The sequence below is a fragment of the Streptomyces sp. Y2F8-2 genome (assembly GCF_014905555.1).
Classification (GTDB): domain Bacteria; phylum Actinomycetota; class Actinomycetes; order Streptomycetales; family Streptomycetaceae; genus Streptomyces; species Streptomyces cynarae.
In genome coordinates, this window is the sequence record NZ_BNGS01000002.1 from 885,394 (window position 1) to 907,464 (window position 22,071).

The 22,071-nt window shown below is 71.9% G+C and carries 17 protein-coding genes, 2 pseudogenes and 1 riboswitch; of the genes and pseudogenes, 8 read left to right on the top strand and 11 right to left on the bottom strand.

The annotated features are described in order from the left end of the window. The first annotated feature begins 144 nt into the window (after positions 1-144). Positions 145-1,182 carry a septation protein SepH gene (gene sepH, locus SY2F82_RS09340; protein ID WP_200418485.1) on the top strand — a complete coding sequence of 346 codons (1,038 nt, stop codon included), beginning with the start codon at positions 145-147 and terminating at the stop codon, positions 1,180-1,182. A gap of 67 nt (positions 1,183-1,249) precedes the next feature. Here the strand turns inward: sepH and SY2F82_RS09345 are convergent, their stop codons facing one another. After that, the gene (locus SY2F82_RS09345) at positions 1,250-2,104 is read right to left on the bottom strand and encodes a sulfurtransferase (RefSeq protein ID WP_200418486.1); all 855 of its coding nucleotides are present in this window, start codon (positions 2,102-2,104) and stop codon (positions 1,250-1,252) included. Between the two features lie 322 nt (positions 2,105-2,426). Here SY2F82_RS09345 and SY2F82_RS09350 point away from each other — a divergent pair, with 322 nt between their 5' ends. After that, positions 2,427-3,242, top strand: coding sequence for a VOC family protein (locus tag SY2F82_RS09350; protein WP_200418487.1), 816 nt, complete (start codon positions 2,427-2,429; stop codon positions 3,240-3,242). 19 nt (positions 3,243-3,261) lie between these two features. Here the strand turns inward: SY2F82_RS09350 and SY2F82_RS09355 are convergent, their stop codons facing one another. The 4 genes from SY2F82_RS09355 to SY2F82_RS09370 form a co-directional block, all read right to left on the bottom strand. Further along, positions 3,262-3,912, bottom strand: a complete 651-nt coding sequence (locus SY2F82_RS09355) for a thymidine kinase (protein WP_200418488.1) — start codon at positions 3,910-3,912, stop codon at positions 3,262-3,264. A 103-nt stretch (positions 3,913-4,015) separates the two neighbouring features. Next, positions 4,016-5,206 (bottom strand): alkaline phosphatase family protein, encoded by a 1,191-nt coding sequence (locus SY2F82_RS09360; RefSeq protein ID WP_200418489.1) that lies wholly within the window; start codon positions 5,204-5,206, stop codon positions 4,016-4,018. After that, positions 5,206-5,793, bottom strand: a complete 588-nt coding sequence (locus SY2F82_RS09365; RefSeq protein WP_200418490.1) for a DUF5998 family protein — start codon at positions 5,791-5,793, stop codon at positions 5,206-5,208. Before SY2F82_RS09365 ends, SY2F82_RS09360 begins: the two co-directional genes overlap by 1 nt. Before the next feature lie 51 nt (positions 5,794-5,844). Then, positions 5,845-8,658 (bottom strand): bifunctional GNAT family N-acetyltransferase/acetate--CoA ligase family protein, encoded by a 2,814-nt coding sequence (locus SY2F82_RS09370; RefSeq protein ID WP_200418491.1) that lies wholly within the window; start codon positions 8,656-8,658, stop codon positions 5,845-5,847. A gap of 154 nt (positions 8,659-8,812) precedes the next feature. Between SY2F82_RS09370 and SY2F82_RS09375 the strand changes: the two genes are divergently transcribed. Then, on the top strand, positions 8,813-9,094 hold the full coding sequence (locus SY2F82_RS09375) for an HPr family phosphocarrier protein (RefSeq protein WP_103844608.1): 282 nt from the start codon (positions 8,813-8,815) through the stop codon (positions 9,092-9,094). A 320-nt stretch (positions 9,095-9,414) separates the two neighbouring features. Here the strand turns inward: SY2F82_RS09375 and SY2F82_RS09380 are convergent, their stop codons facing one another. The 4 genes from SY2F82_RS09380 to SY2F82_RS09395 all read right to left on the bottom strand — a co-directional run bounded on the left by SY2F82_RS09380 (position 9,415) and on the right by SY2F82_RS09395 (position 14,203). Next, the gene (locus SY2F82_RS09380; protein WP_200418492.1) at positions 9,415-10,110 is read right to left on the bottom strand and encodes a GntR family transcriptional regulator; all 696 of its coding nucleotides are present in this window, start codon (positions 10,108-10,110) and stop codon (positions 9,415-9,417) included. Between the two features lie 203 nt (positions 10,111-10,313). After that, on the bottom strand, positions 10,314-11,066 hold the full coding sequence (locus SY2F82_RS09385; RefSeq protein ID WP_200418493.1) for a M23 family metallopeptidase: 753 nt from the start codon (positions 11,064-11,066) through the stop codon (positions 10,314-10,316). A gap of 12 nt (positions 11,067-11,078) precedes the next feature. Continuing rightward, positions 11,079-11,229, bottom strand: a riboswitch (cyclic di-AMP (ydaO/yuaA leader). A 224-nt stretch (positions 11,230-11,453) separates the two neighbouring features. Further along, positions 11,454-12,842 carry a pitrilysin family protein gene (locus tag SY2F82_RS09390; protein ID WP_200418494.1) on the bottom strand — a complete coding sequence of 463 codons (1,389 nt, stop codon included), beginning with the start codon at positions 12,840-12,842 and terminating at the stop codon, positions 11,454-11,456. Next, entirely contained in the window at positions 12,839-14,203 is a 1,365-nt protein-coding gene (locus SY2F82_RS09395; RefSeq protein ID WP_200418495.1) for a pitrilysin family protein, read from the bottom strand. The genes SY2F82_RS09390 and SY2F82_RS09395 overlap by 4 nt, the downstream gene beginning before the upstream one ends. A 309-nt stretch (positions 14,204-14,512) precedes the next feature. Between SY2F82_RS09395 and SY2F82_RS09400 the strand changes: the two genes are divergently transcribed. Then, on the top strand, positions 14,513-16,969 hold the full coding sequence (locus SY2F82_RS09400; RefSeq protein WP_200418496.1) for a DNA topoisomerase (ATP-hydrolyzing) subunit A: 2,457 nt from the start codon (positions 14,513-14,515) through the stop codon (positions 16,967-16,969). Position 16,970: 1 nt separating this feature from the next. Here the strand turns inward: SY2F82_RS09400 and SY2F82_RS09405 are convergent, their stop codons facing one another. Further along, positions 16,971-18,053, bottom strand: a complete 1,083-nt coding sequence (locus tag SY2F82_RS09405) for a GTP-binding protein (protein ID WP_200418497.1) — start codon at positions 18,051-18,053, stop codon at positions 16,971-16,973. A gap of 370 nt (positions 18,054-18,423) precedes the next feature. On the opposite strand from SY2F82_RS09405, the gene SY2F82_RS09410 reads away from it, so the two are divergent. Both SY2F82_RS09410 and SY2F82_RS09415 read left to right on the top strand, forming a co-directional pair. Beyond that, a complete protein-coding gene (locus SY2F82_RS09410) occupies positions 18,424-18,939 on the top strand; it encodes a DUF6082 family protein (protein ID WP_200418498.1) in 516 nt (171 codons plus the stop codon). A 254-nt stretch (positions 18,940-19,193) separates the two neighbouring features. Then, positions 19,194-19,430 (top strand): hypothetical protein, encoded by a 237-nt coding sequence (locus tag SY2F82_RS09415; protein ID WP_200418499.1) that lies wholly within the window; start codon positions 19,194-19,196, stop codon positions 19,428-19,430. Between the two features lie 75 nt (positions 19,431-19,505). Here SY2F82_RS09415 and SY2F82_RS09420 read toward each other — a convergent pair. After that, a pseudogene (locus SY2F82_RS09420) lies at positions 19,506-20,458 on the bottom strand (citrate/2-methylcitrate synthase); the annotation flags it as partial. Between the two features lie 95 nt (positions 20,459-20,553). Here SY2F82_RS09420 and SY2F82_RS09425 point away from each other — a divergent pair. Further along, a pseudogene (locus SY2F82_RS09425) lies at positions 20,554-21,060 on the top strand (citrate/2-methylcitrate synthase); the annotation flags it as partial. A 43-nt stretch (positions 21,061-21,103) separates the two neighbouring features. After that, entirely contained in the window at positions 21,104-22,054 is a 951-nt protein-coding gene (locus SY2F82_RS09430) for a sucrase ferredoxin (RefSeq protein ID WP_200418500.1), read from the top strand. Positions 22,055-22,071: the final 17 nt, after the last annotated feature.

Sequence of the window (22,071 nt, forward strand, 5' to 3'; positions counted from 1 at the left end):
GTGCCATAACGGCGATCCAGGGCCCGTGCCCGACACGCCGGGCAACTCGGCAAGGTTGTGGCAGGCTGCACCCGGGCAGGCCACACTCGACTAGCGGAAGCAGCGACGCACGTGACGTCGGCAGGCACCACCCGGGAGGTCCCCATGCCCGAACTGCGTGTCGTGGCCGTCTCCAATGACGGCACACGGCTGGTGCTGAAGGCTGCGGACAGCACGGAGTACACGCTTCCGATCGACGAACGGCTCCGCGCCGCCGTGCGCGGCGATCGTCCCCGCCTCGGCCAGATCGAGATCGAGGTGGAGAGCCATCTCCGCCCCCGCGACATCCAGGCCCGTATACGTGCCGGTGCGTCCGCGGAGGAGGTCGCCCAGCTCGCCGGCATCCCCGTCGACCGCGTGCGCCGCTTCGAGGGCCCCGTGCTGGCCGAGCGTGCCTTCATGGCCGAGCGGGCACGCAAGACACCCGTGCGCCGGCCGGGCGAGAACACCGGTCCCCAGCTCGGCGAGGCCGTCCAGGAGCGGCTGCTGCTGCGCGGCGCCGAGAAGGACACCGTCCAGTGGGACTCCTGGCGCCGCGACGACGGCACCTGGGAGGTGATCCTGGTCTACCGGGTGGCGGGCGAACCGCACTCGGCGACCTGGACCTACGACCCGCCCCGCCGGCTCGTCCAGGCCGTCGACGACGAGGCGCGCGCGCTGATCGGCGAGTCCGACGACCTCGCGGCCCCCGAGCCGAGCTACCCCTTCGTGCCACGGATCGCCCGTCTGCCCCGCGAGGGCCGGCTCGACCGCGCCCCGGAGCGGCAGAGTGACCGTCCCGCGTTGCCGTCGCAGGCGACCGAGCCGGCGGAGGAGAGCACCGGCGAACGGGACTCGCTCACCAGCCTCCTGGAGGCGGTGCCGAGCTTCCGCGGCGACCTGGTCGTGCCCGAGCGGCCCGCCGAGGAGCCGGAGGAGCCCGTACAGGAACCCGCGGCGGAGGAGCCGCCCGCGCCCGCGGCCTCGGCCGGATCCGCGTACGCGGACGTTCTCATGCCGCGCACGGTCGGCAGCCACCGCGACCGGCTGATCGGCGCGACGGACCGCCAGGCCGAGGCGGACGGTGTCCGCCCGGGTCGCAGAGCGGCGGTCCCGAGTTGGGACGAAATCGTGTTCGGTACGCGCCGCAAGAAGCAGGAGTAGCCGGACCGGGACACAGGCTCTGACGGGTGGGGTGGACGTCGAGGTGGCGTACACCCCACCGCCACGCTCACTGCGGGTCGGGGCCCACCGCCACGGGGCGGTTGCTGTCCGACGACCACTCCGACCACGACCCCACGTACAGCGCGGCCGGGATGCCGGCGAGCGTCAGCGCCAGCACCTGCTGGGCCGCGGAGACGCCCGAGCCGCAGTACACGCCGACCTCGGTGCCCTCCGTGACGCCGAGCGCCTTGAAGCGCTCGGCGAGTTCCTCCTGGGGCAGGAAGTGGCCGGTTTCGGTCAGGTTCTGCGCCGTCGGCGCCGACACCGCGCCCGGAATGTGCCCGCCCACCGGGTCGATCGGCTCGACCTCGCCCCGGTAGCGCTCACCGGCCCGCGCGTCCAGGAGCAGCCCCGTCCGGGCGAGCGCCGCCGCGCCGTCCGCGTCGAGCAGCGGCAGCGCGCCCGGTGCGGGCCGGAAGTCGCCCGGCTCGGGCGCCGTTTCGATCCCGGAGGCCAGGGACCCCTCCCAGGCGGGCAGACCGCCGTCGAGCACCCGCACATCCGGGTGACCCGTGAAGCGCAGCAGCCACCACGCGCGCGCGGCGGCCCAGCCCGTCCCGCCGTCGTACACCACCACCGGCCGGTCCGAGGACACGCCTGCGGCCCGCATCGCCGCACCGAAACGCTCGATGCCGGGCAGCGGATGCCGACCGGCCGGCCCCGGCGGATCCGCGAGATCGGTGTCCAGGTCGACGAAGACGGCCCCCGGAATGTGTCCGGCCGCGTACTCGGCACGGCCGTCGAAAGGAGCGGCGCCCGCCGCCGTCGCGGTGCTCAGCTGCCAGCGGATGTCCAGGAGCGTCGGCGGCCGCGCTCCCGCCAGTTCGCTCGCGAGTTCGGATGCGGAGATGATGGCCTTCATGGCCCCCATCCTCGCGCACGGGGTGGCCCTCTCGCCCAGGTCCCGCTACTCTGCTCCGCCGGACAGGTCCGATCACCCGCTGTACGGGATCGGGCACATGCTGTACAGCCGATGGACCGCACACGGCGATCACACCGCGACGCACGAGCACCGTCCCATCGAGCCCCTGTGGCCGGCGGCCGTACCGCACGGCGCGGCCGGAGCCCGTGGTGCGACCGGTGGTGCGACCATCGACGCGGACCGTGCACCCGCGCCCACCCGGCACAGGTGCACCCGGGCGGAAGCTGAACGGCCACCACGAAGGGCCGAGGAGAGAGTGACGATGATCGAGGCACCGGGGTCGGCGGGCCTGACCGGCACGGCGCACGAGAGGCCGGCGCCCGGCGTACCGTGCTGGGTGAGTCTGATGGTGCACGGGATGGCCGCGACCCAGGAGTTCTACCGGGCGCTGTTCGGCTGGGAGTTCCGTCCGGGACCACGGCAACTCGGGCCCTATGTGCGGGCCGTGCTGCACGGCTACGAGGTGGCGGGCATCGGCCAACTGCCGCCGGACCGCCATCTCCCGATCGCCTGGACGCCGTACCTCGGCTCGGACGACGTGGACGCGACCGCCGAGGCGGTCCGCAGCTGCGGCGGCACGGTGGGGGTCGGTCCCCTGGACGCCGCCGAGGCCGGGCGCCTGGCGATCGCCTGCGACCCGACGGGCGCGGTGTTCGGCATCTGGCAGGCGGCCGAACACCTCGGCACCGGCCTGACCGGCGTCCCCGGCACTCCTGCCTGGAACGAGCTGCTGACCTACGACACGGCGAGCGTCGCCACGTTCTACCGGACGGTCTTCGGCTACGAGGAGGAGCCGGTGGCCACCGCCGACTCCGACTACCGCACCCTGCACATCGAGGGCCGTCCGGTCGCCGGCATCCACGGTGTCGGGCACGCCCTCCCCCGCGACCGGGGTCCGCACTGGTTGACGCACTTCCGGGTCGAGGACGCCGACACGGCCGCCGAGCGGGTCACCGAGCTGGGCGGACACGTCGTGAGTCCCGGTCGCAGCACCGCCCTGGGCCGTATGGTCGCGGTCGCGGACCCGGAGGGAGCGACGTTCTCGGTGGTGAGCCCGCTCGACCGAGCCGGCTCCTGACGGGTGAATCGCCGGGGCGTCAGATGGACGACACCGGCAGGACGTCGGGGGAGAGGGCCGCCGCGCGCGCGGCGGCCGCCGTCATACGGCGCCGGTGGTGGCGGCGGCACAGCACCTCGTAACCGATCTCGTCCGCCGACTGGGTCACGTCGCCCACGACGACCTGGGCACCCTCGACCACCATCTCGCCGCCCACCGTGCGGGCGTTGTGCGTCGCGCGGGCGCCGCACCAGCACAGCGCCTCCACCTGGAGGACCTCGACCCGGTCGGCCAACTCCACCAGGCGCTGGGATCCGGGGAAGAGCTTGGTGCGGAAATCGGTCGTGATACCGAAGGCGTAGACGTCGAGACCGAGGTCGTCGACCACCCGGGCCAGCTGGTCTATCTGCTCCGGCGCCAGGAACTGCGCCTCGTCCGCGATCACGTAGTCCGCTCGCCCGCCCTGGGAGAGATGGTCGACGACGTGGGCATACAGGTCCTGTCCGTCGCCCACCTCCACCGCGTCGGTGACCAGGCCCAGGCGCGAGGAGAGCTTGCCCTCGCCCGCCCGGTCGTCCCGGGTGAAGATCATGCCCACGAGGCCGCGCGCGGAGCGGTTGTGCTCGATCTGGAGAGCCAGCGTCGACTTCCCGCAGTCCATGGTTCCGGAGAAGAACACCAGCTCGGGCATGGGAGATTGAGGCCTTTCGGGCGGGGCGGAGGGCATGGGGGATCTTCACGAGCGTACTGGGCACACGGGCGCGCGCCACGCTCGGGTGGCGGTCACATGAAGGTCAGGTGCGCACTTCGAGCAGGGGCACCAGCTGTTCCACGGCCGTCATCGAGCCGTGGTTGCCGACCATGGCCGATTCCTTCGGCTCCCGCTCGGAGGCGATGATCAGCACGTCGTCACGGGCCGCCGCGACCACGTCACCGATGCGCGGGTACACGCGGTCGTCGATGTGGGGGCCGAACCAGCCCGCCGCGATCGCCTCGTCCCGCGAGGCCACCCAGAACTGCTCGCCGAGGACCTCGCGCCAACAGGTCAGGACGTCGTTCTCGGCTCCCGGCAGCGCGTAGACGTGCCGTGCGCGCCCCTCGCCGCCGAGCAGGGCGACGCCGGCGCGCAGCTCCCAGTCCTCGTCGAAGTCGATGCGGTGCCGCTCGTCGAACGGGATGTCGAGCATGCCGTGGTCGGCTGTCACGTACAGGGCGGTGCGCGGCGGCAGCTGCTCGGCCAGGCGCTGGACCAGCCGGTCGACGTACATGAGCTGGCCGCGCCAGGTGTCGGAGTCGACGCCGAATCGGTGGCCGGCGCCGTCCAGCTCGGAGTAGTACGTGTACACCAAGGAGCGTTCGCCGGCGGCCAGTTGCTCGGCCGCCAGGTCCATGCGGTCCTCGCCGGTCAGCTTCCCGCAGAACGTTCCGCCACTGAGCGCGACCTTCGTCAGCGGGGTGTTCTCGAACGCCGGGGAAGACACCTGTGCGGTGTGCACACCGGCGTCGTGAGCGAGCTGGAACACGGTGGGGTACGGCTGCCAGACCTGCGGCGGGGTCCACGGCTGCCAGCGCAGCTGGTTCATCAGCTCCCCGGTGTCCGGGTCGCGCACGGTGTAGCCGGGCAGGCCGTGCGCGCCCGGGGGCAGGCCGGTGCCGACGGAGGCCAGCGAGGTGGCCGTGGTCGCCGGGTAGCCGGCGGTGATGGGCCGCCCCGTGCCGCCGCGGGAGGACGCCAGGAGCGAGGTCATGAAGGGCGCCTCGCCGGGGTGCGCCTTCAGCTGCTCCCAGCCGAGCCCGTCGATCAGGAAGACGCAGTTGCGGTCGGCGGCGGTCAGTTCCGGGATGGCGGCATTCTGGCCGGGCACCCCCATGCCCGCCGCCAGGGTGGGCAGGAGATCGGCCAGCGAGCCCGAGCCGTACTCGGGGACGGGCGCGGAGCCGAGGGCCAGCGGCTCCGGGTGGTCGGCCCAGGCGGGGAGTGCCATCAGCGGGAGTCGTCCGCGGTCGCCTCGGAGAGGGCCTGCGCGAAGGCGAGCGCCTGGCGCACCGTCTCCGGGCCGTCCCCCGCCTCGCTGACACGCAGGCTCAGGTCGTCCGCCGTCGAGCTGCCCGTGTAGCCGTGGTCGGCCTCGCAGTTGGGGTCGCCGCAGGCGGCGGGTTCCAGATCGATACGGGAGACCGCGCCCCAGCCGATGGTCAGGACGACCTCGCGGGGCAGCGTGCCCGGGGTGTACGACTCCGGGTTGGCGACGACACGGCTGAGGACGACCGAGGCGATCCGGCCGAGCTTCACGGATTCCGTCGACGTCGTCGCGTACGGCGTCGGGGAGGTGTCGTCCGCGGCCTGCTCGTCGGTGTGGCTGACGATGAAGCGGTTGCCTGTGAGGACCAGCACGGTCACGTGCCGGCGCACCTCGTTGGCGTCGAAGGTGGTCTCCTGGTGGACCAGGTACGACCGGATGGGCTCGCCGCCCACCGCGGCTTCCACCGCCTCGGCCACGAGCGCCGGGTAGTAGCCGCTGCGCTCGATCGCCGCGCGCAGCCCCTGGGTCGTCGTACTGGTCTTGGCCATGCCGTCCATCCTACGGGGGTGCACTGACTGCGAGGCACCGCTCGTCGCTGCTCAGTACACCGGGAGCCTGCGCGGGCCCAGGTCGTCGCGGGCGGGCGGGGGAGCGAGCCGGACGGTGGCCCCGAGCACGCTCAGGCCGCGCGGGGCGACCACGACGGGCTCCAGGGTGACCGCGACGACCTCCGGATGGTCGTCGACCAGCCGTGACACGCGCAGCATCAGCTCTTCGAGGGCGGGCGTGTCCACGGGAGCGGAGCCGCGCCAGCCGAACAGGAGTGGGGCGGTCCGGATCGACCGGACCAGGGAGGTGGCGTCGCGGTCGGTGACCGGAATCAGTCGGTGCGCCATGTCGTCGAGCAGCTGGGAGGCGGCCCCGGCGAGCCCGAACGACAGGACGGCCCCGGCCGCGGGATCGATGACCGTCCGCAGGAAGGTGTCGACGCCCCGTGGCGCCATGCCCTGCACGACCGGCCGCAGTTCCTCCGGCTTGCCGAACAGGGACGTCAACTCGGCGTACGCCCGCCGCAGTTGCTCCTCGTCGGCCAGGTCGAGGCGTACGCCGCCCAGGTCGGCGCGGTGGCGCAGGTGCGGGGCGGTGGCCTTGAGCGCCACCGGGTAGCCGATCGTGCGGGCGGCCTCGAGAGCGGCCTCGGGGGTGGGAGCCGGCAGCGCCCGGCGGACGTGGATGCCGTAGCGCGCGAGCAGGTCGCAGGTCTCGTCCGTGCCGAGGGTGAGCCCCTGGCCGCGCGCGAGCAGGCCGTCGATCAGCCGGGCGGCGCCCTTCTCGTCGATATCGTCGAACTCGGGCACCTTGCCGGGCTCGGCGGCCTCCCGCCGCCACTGCGCGTACTTGACGGCTTCGGCGAGGGCCCGGACGGCGCGCTCGGCGGCGGGGTAGGCGGGGATGAGCCGGGAGTCCGGCGGCGCCTCGGTCGCGGGCGGTGGTACGGCGTCCCCGGCCTCCTGCTGCGGTCGTCCCGCGGTGCCGGCCTGGGGCCCCGTGCTCGCGGCGGCGGACAGGGCCTCTGCCAGCCCGCCGAGCTCCACGTGCACCACCAGCACGGGCTTCGCGGGAGCCGCCGCGGCGGCGGACCTCAACGCCTCCGCCAACTCCGCGTCCCCCGGCGACGTCTCCCCCACCGCCGGTATCGCCGTCACGACCACGGCATCACAGGAGTCGTCGGCCAGCGCGGCGACCAGCGCCCGGTGGAAGTCCTCGGCCGACGCCTCCGTCGTGAGATCGAGCGGCGGCGAGGGCCGCAGTCCCTCCGTGAGGCAGGCGTCGTACGTCAGCAGCCCCAGCGACTCCGAGTTCCCGAGGATCGCCACCCGGGGCCCCGCGGGCAGCGGCTGGCGGGCCAGCAGCAGGCCCGCGTCCACCAGTTCCGTGATCGTGTCCACGCGGATCACCCCGGCCTGCCGCAGCAGCGCGGACACCGTGGCGTGCGGCAGGCGTGTGGCCCGTACCGCATGCCCCTGCGGCGCGCCCCCGTGCCGCGCCCCCTGCACCACCACGAGCGGTTTGGACGCCGCCGTGCGCCGCGCGAGCCGGTTGAACTTGCGCGGGTTGCCGATGGTCTCCAGATACATCAGGGCGACGTCGGTGTCCGGGTCGTCGTACCAGTACTGGAGGACGTCGTTCCCGGACACGTCCGCCCGGTTGCCGGAGGAGACGAAGGTCGAGACACCCGTGACGCCGGTCACACCTCCGCCGCGCCGATGCAGCCGTGACAGCAGGGCGATCCCGATGGCGCCCGACTGGGCGAACAGCCCTATGCGCCCGGGGCGGGGCATCTCGGGGGCGAGGGAGGCGTTGAGCCGGACCTGCGGCGAGGTGTTGATGATCCCGAAGGCGTTCGGCCCGATGATCCGCATGCCGTACGACCGCGCCTGCCGCACCAGCTCCCGCTGCCGCTCCCGCCCCTCGGGCCCGCTCTCGGCGTACCCGGCGGAGACCACCACGAGCCCCTGCACCCCGTGCTCGCCGCACTCGGTGACGACCTCGGGGACGTGTTCGGCGGGCACGGCCACCACGGCGAGGTCGACCGGCTCGGAGATGTCGCGGACCGAGCGGTGGGCGGGGACGCCGTCGAGGTCCTTCCGGTCCGCGGCGAACGCCCGGTTCACCGCGTACAGGCGGCCGGTGTACCCGCCGTCCCTGAGGTGGTCGAGAACGCTGCGGCCCACTCCCCCGGGCGTGCGGCCGGCGCCGATCACGGCGACCGCGCCGGGTGCGAGCAGCCGCTGCACGGACCGCGCCTCGGCCCGCTGCTCCCGGGCTCGCTGGACGGCCAGCGACCGGTCGGTGGGCTCCAGGTCGAACTCGAGGCGTACGACACCGTCCTCGAAGCTGCGCTTCTGCTGGTACCCGGCGTCCGTGAACACCTTGATCATCCTGGTGTTGGCGGGCAGCACCTCGGCGGCGAACCGGCGGATGCCGCGCTCCCTGGCCACCGCCGCGATGTGTTCGAGCAGGGCGGAGGCGACGCCGCGTCCCTGGTGCGCGTCCTGCACGAGGAAGGCCACCTCGGCCTCGTCGGCAGGCGAGGAGGCGGGCAGGCCGTCGGTACCGATGCGGTCATAGCGTACGGTTGCGATGAACTCGCCGCCGACCGTGGCCGCGAGTCCCACCCTGTCCACAAAGTCGTGGTGCGTGAAGCGGTGGACGTCCTTGGCGGACAGGCGCGGGTACGGCGCGAAGAAGCGGTAGTACTTCGACTCGTCCGAGACCTGCTCGTAGAAGCTGACGAGGCGCTCGGCGTCATCGACGGTGATGGGCCTGATGCGCGCGGTGCCGCCGTCGCGCAGCACCACGTCGGCCTCCCAGTGAGCGGGGTACTCGTGCCGGTCCGACGTGGTCTGCATGGGCCCCAGAGTAAGGCTCGCGTCCGTAGGCGGCGCGAGGCAGGCTGAGGGGACCGGTCCCGGCCCGCCGGGGACGGACGACGCCCTTCCGGGCACGCTTCACCTATGGAACACTGGTCTAGACAACCCTGATACACCTGAAGGGCAGCAACACATGGCTGAGCGCCGCGTCAACGTCGGCTGGGCCGAGGGTCTCCACGCCCGCCCCGCCTCCATCTTCGTCCGGGCAGCCACGGCCTCCGGCATCCCGGTGACGATCGCCAAGGCGGGCGGCACCCCCGTCAACGCCGCGTCCATGCTGGCGGTTCTGGGCCTCGGCGCCCAGGGCGGCGAGGAGATCGTCCTGGCCTCCGACGCGGAGGGCGCGGACGCCGCGCTCGACCGCCTGGCCAAGCTGGTCGCCGAGGGCCTCGAGGAACTTCCCGAGACCGTCTGACCCTTCGGGCAGCAGCACCCCGCTTCAGCCGCGTCGCCTACATGGCGGCGCGGCTGTCGTCGTGCCGGGCAAGCTCCCGTCCCGGAGGCGACAGCCGGCGATGACCACAGTCCCGGTGCGGGAAACGGCGAGGAGCGGCGCAGGGAACGGGGACGAACGGCGCACGCAATGAAAACGGCCCACGGCGCATTCGTCAGCGCGAATAACATCGCGCACGACATACCGAAACAGCACACGTCGAATTCGTGGACGCGCGCGAAAAACAGGCAGCCGAAAAGAGGGCCTCAGCCGAATATCCATCTTTGTATACGGCGCCGGTGTTAATACCGGAGCGCCGACATGTTTACGGGGTGTTGCGAAGTCCTCACACGGTCCGCGCGGTCCGTCCCGCCGGGAAAGCGGAGCCGGTGGGCGGCCGTGGAGCGTTCCGTGTGCAGCGCCGTGATCGCCCGGGCCCGCTCGCCGTCCCCGCGCGCGACGGCGTCCACGATGCCGCCGTGCTCGGCCCAGGACTCCACGGGGTTGACCGGTGCGTCGACCGCGTACATCCATGTGATCTTGTGCCGCAGCTGGGCGAGCGTCGAGGTCAGCGCGGGGCTCCCGCAGGCCTGCGCCAGCGTCTCGTGGAACCAGCCGCCCAGGGAGCGCAGATCCTCGCTGTGGCCCCTCCTGGCCCGCTCCTGGCCCAGTCTGACCAGGCCGCGCAGCACCTTGAGGTGGGCCTCGGTACGCCGCTGCGCGGCCCGCGCGGCCCCGAGCGGCTCCAGCAGCATCCGCATCTCCAGCAGGTCGGCGGCCTCCTGCTCGGTGGGTTCCGCCACGCACGCGCCCGCGTGCCGGCGGGTGACGACGAAGCCCTCGGCCTCCAGGGTGCGCAGCGCCTCGCGCACGGGGACGCGGGAGACGCCGTAGCGGCGCGCGAGGAGTTCCTCGGTGAGCCGGCTGCCGCGCTCGTAGACACCCGCGACGATGTCATCACGGATCGCCGTGCAGACCGAGTGCGCCGGAATACGCATGACCGACCTCCGCCTTAATCCCCGTGAAACGTACGCGATTGACGCGTGTTCAACCGACTCTATTGCAGTGGGCCGGAATTTCCGACGGCGGGTCGGAATCCGAGGATATTTTTTGGACACACATGCGTTCGAAAGCCGATGACGGCCCCGGCTGATCAGCCGGGGCCGTCGGGTGCGGGCACGCCTGTCGCGTGCGCGGGCCGTCAGACGTTCACGCCGTGCGAGCGCAGGTAGGCAACGGGGTCGATGTCCGAGCCGTACTCGGGAGTGGTACGGGCCTCGAAGTGCAGGTGCGGCCCGGTGCTGTTGCCGGTGGACCCGGCGAGGGCTATCTGCTGGCCGGGGACGACCCGCTGGCCCACAAAGACGCCGATGGACGACAGGTGGCCGTACTGGGTGTAGGTGCCGTCGTTCATCCTGATGACGATCTGGTTGCCGTACGCGCCGCCCCAGCCGGTCTCGACGACGGTGCCGGAGCCGACGGCGTGCACGGGCGTGCCCGTGGCGGCGTGGAAGTCGATGCCGGTGTGGGAGCCGGAGGACCACAGGGAGCCGCCGGTCCTGTAACCGGTGGACACGAAGGAGTTGGAGATCGGCGGCACGAACGCGTTGAGACGCCTGCGCTCGGCCTCGCGTGCGGCCCGCTCCTTCGCCTCGCGCTCCTGGCGCGCCTTCTCGGCGGCCTTCCTGCGCGCGGCCTCCTCGGCCTGCTTCTGTTCGGCGGCCTGCTTCTGGGCGGCGGCCTGGGCGCCGATCTTCTCGGCGACCGAGTCACCGAGGGTGACGGCCTGGAGCAGTCCGGTCTGCTCGACAGGGGCGCCGGCGGCGAGGGCCGGGGCGGCCAGGGTGCCGATGACACCGGTGGTGGTGAGCGCTGCCACGCCGACGGCGTTCGCAGTCGTACGCTTCACACGGCTCGGGCGACGGTGCTTCCCGGTGGCGCAGGTGAACGCCATGAAGTGGCTGGTCCTTTCCTTCCCTCTCGCCTACCGGGTTAGCTGACGGGTTCGGAGCAGGAAGGTCTCCTACGGGCTCGCGCCCGATTCACCCCAGGGACTGTGGTTTTGGGTCCCCGGCTCCCCTGGCTCGCGCCGTGCGGGGACTCGGCGATGACTGTCCGGTGCCGCGGGTGCGGCGCACTGCCTGACGGACAGCCCGAATGACGCTAAGGGGACCATCTTTCAATCAGCAAACGCAGACCGGGGTTTGTAGCGCATCCCACAGGGCAGAGAGGCAACCTCTGTGGCAATACGGACAAACCCGCCAAGGGGCGGGGCCCTGGTGACACGGAAAGTCACCAGGGCCCCGGGACGGGCGCGGCGCACGCGCGCGTGCGGTGCGCTCTACTCGGCGGCGACGACGCTCACTTCACCGATGCCGAGCGCCTCGACGGGCTCCTTGATCTGCGCGGCGTCGCCCACCAGCACGGTGACCAGACGGTCCACCGGGAAGGCGTTCACCACGGCCGCGGTGGCCTCCACCGTGCCCGTGGCGGCGAGCTGCTGATACAGCGTCGACTGGTAGTCGTCCGGCAGGTGCTGCTCGACCTGGTCGGCGAGCGTGCTCGCGACGGCCGCCGCCGTCTCGAACTTCAGCGGTGCCACCCCCACCAGGTTCTGTACGGCGACGTCGCGCTCGGCGTCCGTCAGGCCCTCGGCGGCGAGGGTGCGCAGCACCTTCCACAGGTCGTCGAGCGCCGGGCCGGTGTTCGGCGTGTCGACGGAGCCGCTGATGGCGAGCATCGCGGCGCCCGTGCCGTCGGGCGCGGAGCGCAGCACCTGCCCGAAGGCCCGCACCCCGTAGGTGTAGCCCTTCTCCTCGCGCAGGACGCGGTCCAGGCGGGAGGTGAGGGTACCGCCGAGGCAGTACGTGCCGAGCACCTGCGCGGGCCACACGCGGTCGTGACGGTCGGGCCCGACACGGCCGATGAGCAGCTGGGTCTGGACGGCGCCGGGACGGTCCACGATGATCACGCGGCCGGTGTCGTCGGCGGTCACCGCGGGCACGGGACGCGGCTTGGACGGCTCCCCCGTCCAGGCGCCGAGGGTGTCACCGAGGAGCTCGTCCAGATCGATCCCGGTGAGGTCGCCGACCACGACCGCGGTGGACGTCGCGGGGCGCACAAAACGCTCGTAGAAGGCGCGGACGGCCGCGGCGTCGATGTTCGCGACCGTCTCCTCGGTGCCCTGGCGCGGGCGCGACATGCGCGAGGACGCCGGGAACAACTCCTTGGAGAGCTCCTTGGCGGCGCGACGGGCCGGGTTGGCCATCTCGTGCGGGATCTCGTCGAGGCGGTTGCGCACCAGGCGCTCCACCTCGCTGTCCGCGAACGCCGGCGACCTCAGGGCGTCGGCGAGCAGTCCGAGCGCCTTGGGGAGGCGGGAGACCGGCACCTCAAGGGAGAGGCGGACGCCGGGGTGGTCGGCGTGCGAGTCGAGGGTGGCGCCGCAGCGCTCCAGCTCGGCGGCGAACTCCTCGGCGGAGTGTTTGTCGGTGCCCTCGGAGAAGGCGCGCGCCATGATCGTGGCGACGCCGTCCAGGTTGGCCGGCTCGGCGTCCAGGGGCGCGTCGAGGAGCACCTCGACGGCGACGACCTGCTGACCGGGGCGGTGGCAGCGCAGCACGGTCAGGCCGTTGTCCAGCGTGCCGCGCTCGGGCGCCGGGAACGCCCAGGGCCGGGCCTCGCCGGGCTGGGGCTGCGGGTGGAACTCCATGGTCGCGAGCTCGGTCACTTCGCCGACTCCTCGGTCTCGTCGGTGGTCTCGGCTGCTTCCGGGGCCTCGGCCTCGGCCGCGACCGGTTCGTACACGAGCACCGCGCGGTTGTCGGGGCGCAGGCGGGCCTTGGCGATCTCCTGCACCTCCTCGGCGGTGACCTCCAGCACGCGCTTGACGGCGGTCAGGGCGAGCTGGGGGTCACCGAACAGCACGGCGTACCGGCACAGTTCGTCGGCGCGGCCCGCGACCGTGCCGAGCCGGTCCAGCCACTCGCGCTCCAACTGCGCCTGGGCACGCTCCATTTCCTCGGCCGTCGGGCCTCGCTCGGCGAACCGGGCGAGTTCCTCGTCGATGGCGGCCTCGATGACGGGCACCTCGACGTCGCCGGAGGTCTTCACGTCCAGCCACCCCAGCGAGGGCGCACCGGCGAGCCGCAGCAGGCCGAAGCCGGCGGCGACGGCGGTGCGGTCACGCCGCACGAGCCGGTTGTACAGGCGGGACGACTCGCCGCCGCCGAGGATCGTGAGCGCCAGGTCGGCCGCGTCGCACGCGCGTGTGCCGTCGTGCGGCAGCCGGTAGGCGGCCATCAGGGCGCGCGCCGGAACCTCCTCCTCGACGACCTCGCGCAGTTGCTCGCCGATGATCTCGGGCAGCGAGCCGTCGCGCGGCTGGGGCTTGCCGTCGTGGGACGGGATGGACCCGAAGTACTTCTCGATCCAGGCGAGGGTCTGCTGGGGGTCGATGTCGCCGACGACGGACAGCACCGCGTTGTTCGGCGCGTAGTAGGTGCGGAAGAACGCGCGTGCGTCCTCCAGGGTCGCCGCGTCCAGGTCGGCCATCGACCCGATCGGCGTGTGGTGGTAGGGGTGGCCCTCCGGGTAGGCGAGCGCGGTCAGCCTCTCGAAGGCGGTGCCGTAGGGGACGTTGTCGTAGCGCTGGCGGCGCTCGTTCTTCACGACGTCCCGCTGGTTCTCCATGGACTCGTCGTCGAGCGCGGCGAGCAGGGAGCCCATGCGGTCGGCCTCCAGCCAGAGGGCGAGCTCCAGCTGGTGGGCGGGCATGGTCTCGAAGTAGTTGGTGCGCTCGAAGCTGGTGGTGCCGTTGAGCGAGCCGCCCGCTCCCTGCACCAGCTCGAAGTGGCCGTTGCCCTTGACCTGGGCGGAGCCCTGGAACATCAGGTGCTCGAAGAGGTGGGCGAGACCAGTGCGCCCCTGAACCTCGTGGCGGGAGCCGACGTCGTACCAGAGGCACACCGCCGCGACCGGGGTCAGGTGGTCCTCGGAGAGCACCACGCGCAGGCCGTTGGCCAAGCGGTGCTCGGTCGCTGTCAGGCCCCCGGAGCCTGCCTCGGCTGTGGCCGTGTGACCCATGGGCATGTACGTCCCTTCGATCGAGGAAGCTGTCGCGGAAACCGCGTTTTCCTGCCGGTGCTGTCACTGTATGCAAGCGTGCCGACCGGTGGCGAAGTTCCCGGGCGGCGTACGCCGAGAGCGAGACCATGATTACGTGGGGTGGGGGACGCTCCTCGTTGACGCGTCGGGGGCCGGGACGCTCGTGATCGCCTACGGGCCGGTTTCAAGGCCCCACGGATGGGCCCCGGTCCCCGTTGTCGGTGCGGCGGTCCACAATGGTCGGCGTCAGATTCGTTTCCATGCCCAGCACAGACGGTGAAGGAGCCGGCAGCGATGGCCCGCCGCAGCACGAAGACCCCGCCACCCGACGACTCGTACGAGGAGAAGATCCTCGACATCGACGTCGTGGACGAGATGCAGGGCTCCTTCCTCGAGTACGCGTACTCGGTCATCTACTCAAGGGCCCTGCCGGACGCCCGCGACGGCCTCAAGCCGGTGCACCGGCGGATCGTCTACCAGATGAACGAGATGGGCCTGCGCCCCGACCGCGGCTATGTGAAGTGCGCCCGCGTCGTCGGCGAGGTCATGGGTAAGTTGCATCCGCACGGCGACGCGTCGATCTACGACGCCCTGGTGCGCATGGCCCAGCCCTTCTCGATGCGCGTGCCGCTGGTCGACGGCCACGGCAACTTCGGCTCGCTGGGCAACGACGACCCACCGGCGGCCATGCGGTACACCGAGTGCCGGATGGCCGAGGCCTCAGGTCTGATGACCGAGTCGATCGACGAGGACACGGTCGACTTCGCGCCCAACTACGACGGCCAGGAGCAGGAGCCGGTGGCCCTGCCCGCCGCCTTCCCGAACCTGCTGGTGAACGGCGCGTCGGGCATCGCGGTCGGCATGGCGACGAACATGCCGCCGCACAACCTGCGCGAGGTGATCGCGGCCGCCCGCCATCTGATCAGGTATCCGAACGCGGACCTGGACGCTCTGATGAAGCACGTCCCGGGCCCGGACCTGCCCACCGGCGGCCGGATCGTGGGGCTGCCCGGGATCCGGGACGCGTACGAGACGGGCCGCGGCACCTTCAGGATGCGAGCCACGGTCTCCGTGGAGGACGTGACGGCGCGCCGCAAGGGGCTCGTCGTCACCGAGCTTCCCTTCACGGTCGGCCCCGAGAAGGTGATCGCAAAGATCAAGGACCTGGTGGGCTCGAAGAAGCTCCAGGGCATCGCCGACGTCAAGGACCTCACCGACCGGGAGCACGGCCTGCGCCTGGTCATCGAGATCAAGAACGGCTTCGTGCCGGAGGCGATCCTGGAGCAGCTCTACAAGCTGACGCCCATGGAGGAGTCCTTCGGCATCAACAACGTGGCCCTGGTCGACGGCCAGCCGCTGACGCTGGGCCTCAAGGAGCTCCTCGAGGTCTACCTGGACCACCGCTTCGACGTGGTCCGCCGCCGCTCGGAGTTCCGCCGCGGCAAGAAGCGCGACCGCCTCCACCTGGTCGAGGGCCTGCTGACGGCGCTGGTGGACATCGACGAGGTCATCCGTCTGATCCGCTCCAGCGACAACTCCGCGCAGGCCAAGGAGCGCCTGATGGAGCGCTTCTCGCTGAGCGAGATCCAGACGCAGTACATCCTCGACACGCCGCTGCGCCGTCTGACGAAGTACGACCGCATCGAGCTGGAGGCGGAGAAGGACCGGCTCAACACCGAGATCGAGGAGCTGACCCGGATCCTGGAGTCGGACGCGGAGCTGCGCAAGCTGGTCTCCAACGAACTGGCCGCGGTGGCCAAGAAGTTCGGCACCGACCGGCGCACGGTGCTGCTGGAGTCCTCCGGTGTCCCGGCCCCGACGGTTCCGCTGCAGGTCGAGGATGCCCCGTGCCGGGTGCTGATGTCGTCGACGGGCCTGCTGGCGCGCACGGCCAACAACGACCCCTTCGAGGAGGACACCGACGGCAGGCGCGCCAAGCACGACGTGATCGTCTCCGTCGTCCCGGCGACGGCGCGCGGTGAGGTGGGCGTGGTGACGTCCGCCGGGCGACTGCTGCGGGTGAACGTGATCGACCTTCCGCAGCTGCCGGAGACGGCGACGCGGGCGAGCCTGTCCGGGGGTGCGCCGGTCTCGGAGTTCGTCTCCCTGACGGAGGACGAGACGGTGGTGTGCCTGACGACGCTGGACGAGTCCTCCCAGGGTCTCGCGCTCGGCACGGAACAGGGCGTGGTCAAGCGCGTGGTCCCCGACTACCCGGCGAACAAGGAGGAGTTGGAGGTCATCACCCTCAGGGAGGGCGACCGGATCGTCGGCGCGGTCGAGCTGCGCACGGGCGAGGAGGACCTGGTCTTCATCACGGACGACGCCCAGCTGCTGCGCTACCCCGCCTCCCAGGTCCGCCCGCAGGGCCGCCCGGCGGGCGGCATGGCGGGCATCAAGCTGACCGAGGGCGCCAAGGTGATCTCGTTCACGGCGGTGGACCCGGCGGCCGACGCGGTGGTCTTCACGGTCGCCGGATCGCGCGGCACGCTGGACGACTCGGTGCAGACAACGGCCAAGATGACGCCGTTCGACCAGTACCCGCGCAAGGGCCGCGCCACGGGCGGCGTGCGCTGCCAGCGGTTCCTCAAGGGCGAGGACTGCCTGTCGTTCGCGTGGGCGGGCGCGACCCCGGCCCGGGCGGCGCAGAAGAACGGCATGCCGGCCGAGCTGCCCGAGATCGACCCGCGGCGCGACGGCTCGGGCGTGTCGCTTCCGAAGACGGTCGCGGCGGTGGCGGGACCGGTGTAGGTCAGCCCTCGAGGTCGCCGAGGCCCTGAGGGGCCTCGGCCTCCTTGTCCTGGACGTAGCGGAGGACGCCCCACATGCTGTGCTCGTCGGCGTGCGGGGCGTCGTCCGTGCACGCCTGGAGTTCCTTGTCGAGGGCGGCGGTGTCGATGCCCGACCCGATGAGGACGAGCTGGGTGAGCCGCTCGTCGCCTGTCCCCCACGGCTCCGGGTAGAACCGCAGGAACCGCCCCACCGCGTGCAGGGCGTACCGGTTGTGCGGATCCGCCGGGCCGAAGTCGACGTACCCCTTGATCCGGTACAGGCCCTCGGGGCGGCTGTCGAGGAAGTCCAGCAGCCGACGGGGGCTCATGGGTACGTCGGAGCGGAAGGACAGGCTGTCGTACGCGGTGTGCAGATGGGCGTGGTGCGCATCGTCGTGCCCGTGCTCGTCCGGTCGGGGGATGTCGTCGAAGGACAGCTGCCCGACGCGCTCCTCGGCCGGCCGGCAGTCGAAGAGGAACTCCGGGTCGATGCGACCGTAGACGGACGGGACGACGGCGGCACGGTCGGCGAGCGACCGCACCAGCCGCAGGACCCGCTCGCTGTCCTCGGCCCGGTCGGTCTTGTTGACGACGACGAGGTCGGCGAGGGCGAGATGGCGGTCCAGTTCGGGATGCCTCTCGCGGGTGGCGTCGAACTCGACGGCGTCGACGACCTCGACGAGCCCGCCGTAGACGACGCGCGGCTGCTCGCTGGCCAGCACCATGCGGACCAGTTCCCGCGGTTCGGCGAGTCCGCTGGCCTCGATGACGATGACGTCGATGCCGGCGGAGGGCTGGGCGAGGCGGTCGAGGTAGAGGTCGAGTTCGCTCGCGTCGACGGCGCAGCACAGGCATCCGTTGCCGAGGGAGACGGTGGAGTCCCCGAGCGCCCCGGCGACGGCCATCGCGTCGATCTCGATGGCCCCGAAATCGTTGACGACGGCCCCGATGCGGCTGCCTCCGCTGTGGTGGAGGAGGTGGTTGAGCAGGGTGGTCTTGCCGGAGCCCAGAAAACCGGCGAGTACGACGACCGGGATCTGCTGCGGACTCGACGACTGGGTCACTGTGCGCCCCTTTTCACACCCGTGCGCCCGCCGGCGCGCGGACCGGCGGCCGTACGGGGACGGCTCGCGGACCGGCTCACGCCGCAACGGGTCGGCTCTCGTACGAGGATTGAATGCCGACCCAGGATACGAGTGCGGGGAAACCGCGCGAAGTGAACGATTGTTAGCAGCACTTGCGGGGCAGACGTTGGGCATGGCGCTGGAGCGTGCGACCCTCGCTTCCCTCCGTGCGCCTCCTCTCCGCCTCCCGGCCGATCAGAGCCGCTCGGCACCCTGGGAGACGGCAAGCGCGCCGCCCATCGCTCGCCGGTCCCCACCAGTCGACCCGCACCCGACGACCGGCGGACGGTCGCCTGATTCGGGGGTTGACATGGTCACACAGAGCTCCGGCATACGGGGGCTTGGCTCCCTCACCAGGGCGAAGATGGCAGCCGCCTTCGGCTCCATGACCGGTTGGGGCTCGCGCCGGCACAAACGCGCAGCGCTCGTGGAGCAACACCGGCTCCACTTCGAGTTGCTGTGCAAGGCCATGGACGACCCCGCGCTGGCAGCCGTCCTGCACACGTACGACACGGACGTCCCGCCGGACAAGCAGCGCCAGTACCTCTTCGCCAACGCCCTCTATGTCAACGCTCTGTATTACCACCGAATCGGGGCGCTGAGTCTCAACGAGCTGTACGGGCACCTTCGGATGATCTGCCGCAACGACATCTTCCGCGAGTACTGGGCGGCCACGCGCCGCCATCGCGAGAGCCTGCCCGCCTCGTCCGAGGAAGCCAGGCTGGGCGCGTTGATGGACGACCTGGTCCGCGACATGGACGCCCTGATCCGGGAGCAGGAGGACGGGGAGCAGTGGTGGGTGGTGGGAGAACTGCCAGAGGAGTGACGGACGTCAACTCACGGTATCGATGGGAAGACGCGTGGCTGGCGCGGGCTGTACTCTTCCCCGAGTCTGATGCGGTGAAACATCCCCGCAAGCTTCGCATTCCCTGTGCAGGGCTGCCTTTCCCACGAGGAGCGGCGGCCACTCATGAGTTCTTCCGGGCCCCCTCATGAGCTATACCGGACGAAGGAGGCCATCAGCCCGTGCAGCGTCCCACGCACCCCTCGGCCCGTCCCTCGACCAGGCTAGGAACGGACTTGAAGATCGTGCGTCGAGTCGGCGCCTCGCCCCGGGAGCGCGGCAGCGTCTCGGGGCAGAGTTGCCCCGACATCTTCGAGCTGAGCGACGGCAACTTCGCCGTCATCGGCACAGAGGCCACGGATGCTCTTGACGCGGAGCTGCCGCCCGACGCCTCACGGGCAGACTATGAACGGATCGTCGTCATCAGCCGCGAAACGCTGCTCCACGCGAAAGCGGACATCCCCGATGCATGAGTGACGGGCGCTCCCCCACCCTTCCACCCGTGGCCTCGATGCGAACGGCATCGAGGCCCGACGGTTCTCCGGCCCTCATGCCACCGCCGGCACCGCCACCGGCGGTTCCGGGCCCACGTACCGGGCCGCCGGCCGGATGATCTTCCGGTCTTCCGCCTGTTCCAGGACGTTGGCGCTCCAGCCGACCACTCGGCCCGTCGCGAAGGTGGGGGTGAACATCTCACGCGGGAGGCCACAGAGCTCCATCACCACGCCCGCGTAGAACTCCACGTTCGTGTGGAGGTCCCGGCCGGGCTTCAGTTCGGCCAGGATGGACTCCACACGGCGCTCGACCTCGATCGCGAAGTCGACGAGCGGCCCGCCGAACCGCTCCGCGATGCCGCGCAGCATCCGCGAGCGCGGGTCCTCCGTCCGGTAGACGGGGTGACCGAAGCCCATGATCCGGGTACCGGCGAGGACCTGTTCACGGATCCAGGAGTCGATGCGGTCGGGCGTGCCGATCGCATCGAGGGTGTCCAGGGCGCGGCTCGGCGCACCGCCGTGCAGCGGGCCGGACAGGGCGCCGACGGCGCCGACCAGGGCCGCGGCCACGTCCGCGCCCGTCGATGCGATCACCCGCGCCGTGAAGGTTGATGCATTGAACCCATGGTCAATGGTTGATATCAAGTACTGCTCGACCGCCCGGGCCCGCTCCGGGTCCGGCTCGGAACCCGTCAGCATGTAGAGGTAGTTGGCCGCGTGCGGCAGGTCCTCCCGTGGCTCGACGGGCTCGAGACCCCTGCCCAGCCGGTACAGCGCCGTCACCAGCGTGGGGACGGCCGCGCTCGCTGTGAGCGTGTCCTCTCGCCGCCGGTCCGCGTCGATGTCGTACACCGGTCGGAACCCCTTGGACGCGCCGAGCAGCGAGAGCGCCGTACGAGGCCGGCCAGCGGACCGGACAGGCCGGTCGCCGCCGCCACGGCGGGAAGCGCGGCCCGTACGTCCTCGGGCAGGCGGCGCAGCCGTGCGGTCCGCGCGGTGAAGGCGGAGCGCCCGCGGCTTCGAGGACGTCTGGCACCTGATGGTCCATGGCGAACTGCCCGACGCCTCACCGACACCGCACTGGGTGACGTCAGGGGACTGGAGGGCTTGCGCCTACGCCGCCGTCTCGGCCGGACTCGGCGCGCTGGAAGGCCCCCTGCACGGCGCGGCCAGCAGCCTGGCGCACCGGATGCTCCTCGAGGTCCTGGACCGGGGCACCGCGGTTCCCGTGGTCGCCGACGAACTGCGCGCCGGGCGCCGGATCCCCGGGCTCGGACACCGCCTGTATCCCGGCGAGGACCCTCGCGCGCGTGCCCTTTTCGCGGCCCTCGAGGGCCTGCCGTCCGCCGCACCCGCGCTGGCGGCGGCCAGGGACGTCGAGTCCACCGCGGCCCGCCACACGCCCCTGCACGCCAACGTCGACCTGGCCCTGGCCGTGTTCACGGCCTCTTCCGGCATGGACGCCACCGCAGGCGAGACCGTCTTCGCCGTCGCACGCACCGCGGGCTGGATCGCCCACACCCTGGAGGAGTACGAGGAACGCCCGCTGCGCATGCGTCCCAGCGGGCGCTATGCGGGAGCCCGCCCGCCACAGCCGCCCCCCGAGTGAGCCCGGCGTTCGCCGCCGGCCAAGTCAGGTTAGGCTCACCTCTGTGAGTACGTGCACGACCGCGTCCCGGGACCTCGACGAGCCCCTCGCGGGTACCGCGGCGACCGCGAGGACCTGGCTGCTCCTGGAGCAGCCCGGCCCTTGGGGTCCCAAGGCGCTCACCTCCAGCCACCTGGACCGGGCGCTCGGCCGCGCCCTGGAAGGAGCCGCGGAGGGCACCGGCGTGCGGATCGCCCTCATCCGCCGCCCCGGGCGGCACGCCGACTGCGGTACGCCCGCCGAACGGCAGGTCTACGTTGCACACACCGTGCCCGGAAACGTCTGGCTGCACGCCGCCACGACCTCCGCGCCGGAACAGCTGCTCGATCTGGACCTCGCCGCCCTGGGCGCGGGCGACCCGCACAGTTTCGACTCGGTTCTCCAGGGACGGCCGCACACCGGCGACCCGCTCGCCTTCGTCTGCACCAACGGCAGGCGCGACCGCTGCTGCGCCCTCCTCGGCCGGCCCCTCGCGGCCGAGCTGACCACCTCCGGCGTCCACGGCGTCTGGGAGGTCACCCACCTCGGCGGCCACCGCTTCTCCCCCACGGTGCTAGTCCTGCCGTTCGGATACGCGTACGGGCGGGCCCAGGCCGCCCACGTCAAGGAGGTCCTCCAGGCCGTGCGCGAAGGGCGGGTCGTGGTCGAGGGATGCCGCGGCAGCTCCGCCTGGGAGCGGCCCGCGCAGGCCGCGGAGCTCGCGGTGCGCACGACGGCCCACGAGTACGCGGCGGGAGCCCTGACCGTCCTCCGCACCGACGGCGCGGCGCCCCGCTGGAAGGTCACCGTCGCCCACACCGACGGCCGCCTGTGGCGCGTCGTCGTGGCCCAGGGCGCCTCGCTGCCGCCGCGCCCGGAGAGCTGCGGCTCGGTGCTGGGTTCCCCGGCGCGGATGGACGTGGTGTCGGTACGCCAGCTGCGCACCGCGGTCGCCGCCCACCCGGCGCACTGCTGATCGGCGGGCCCCGCGCG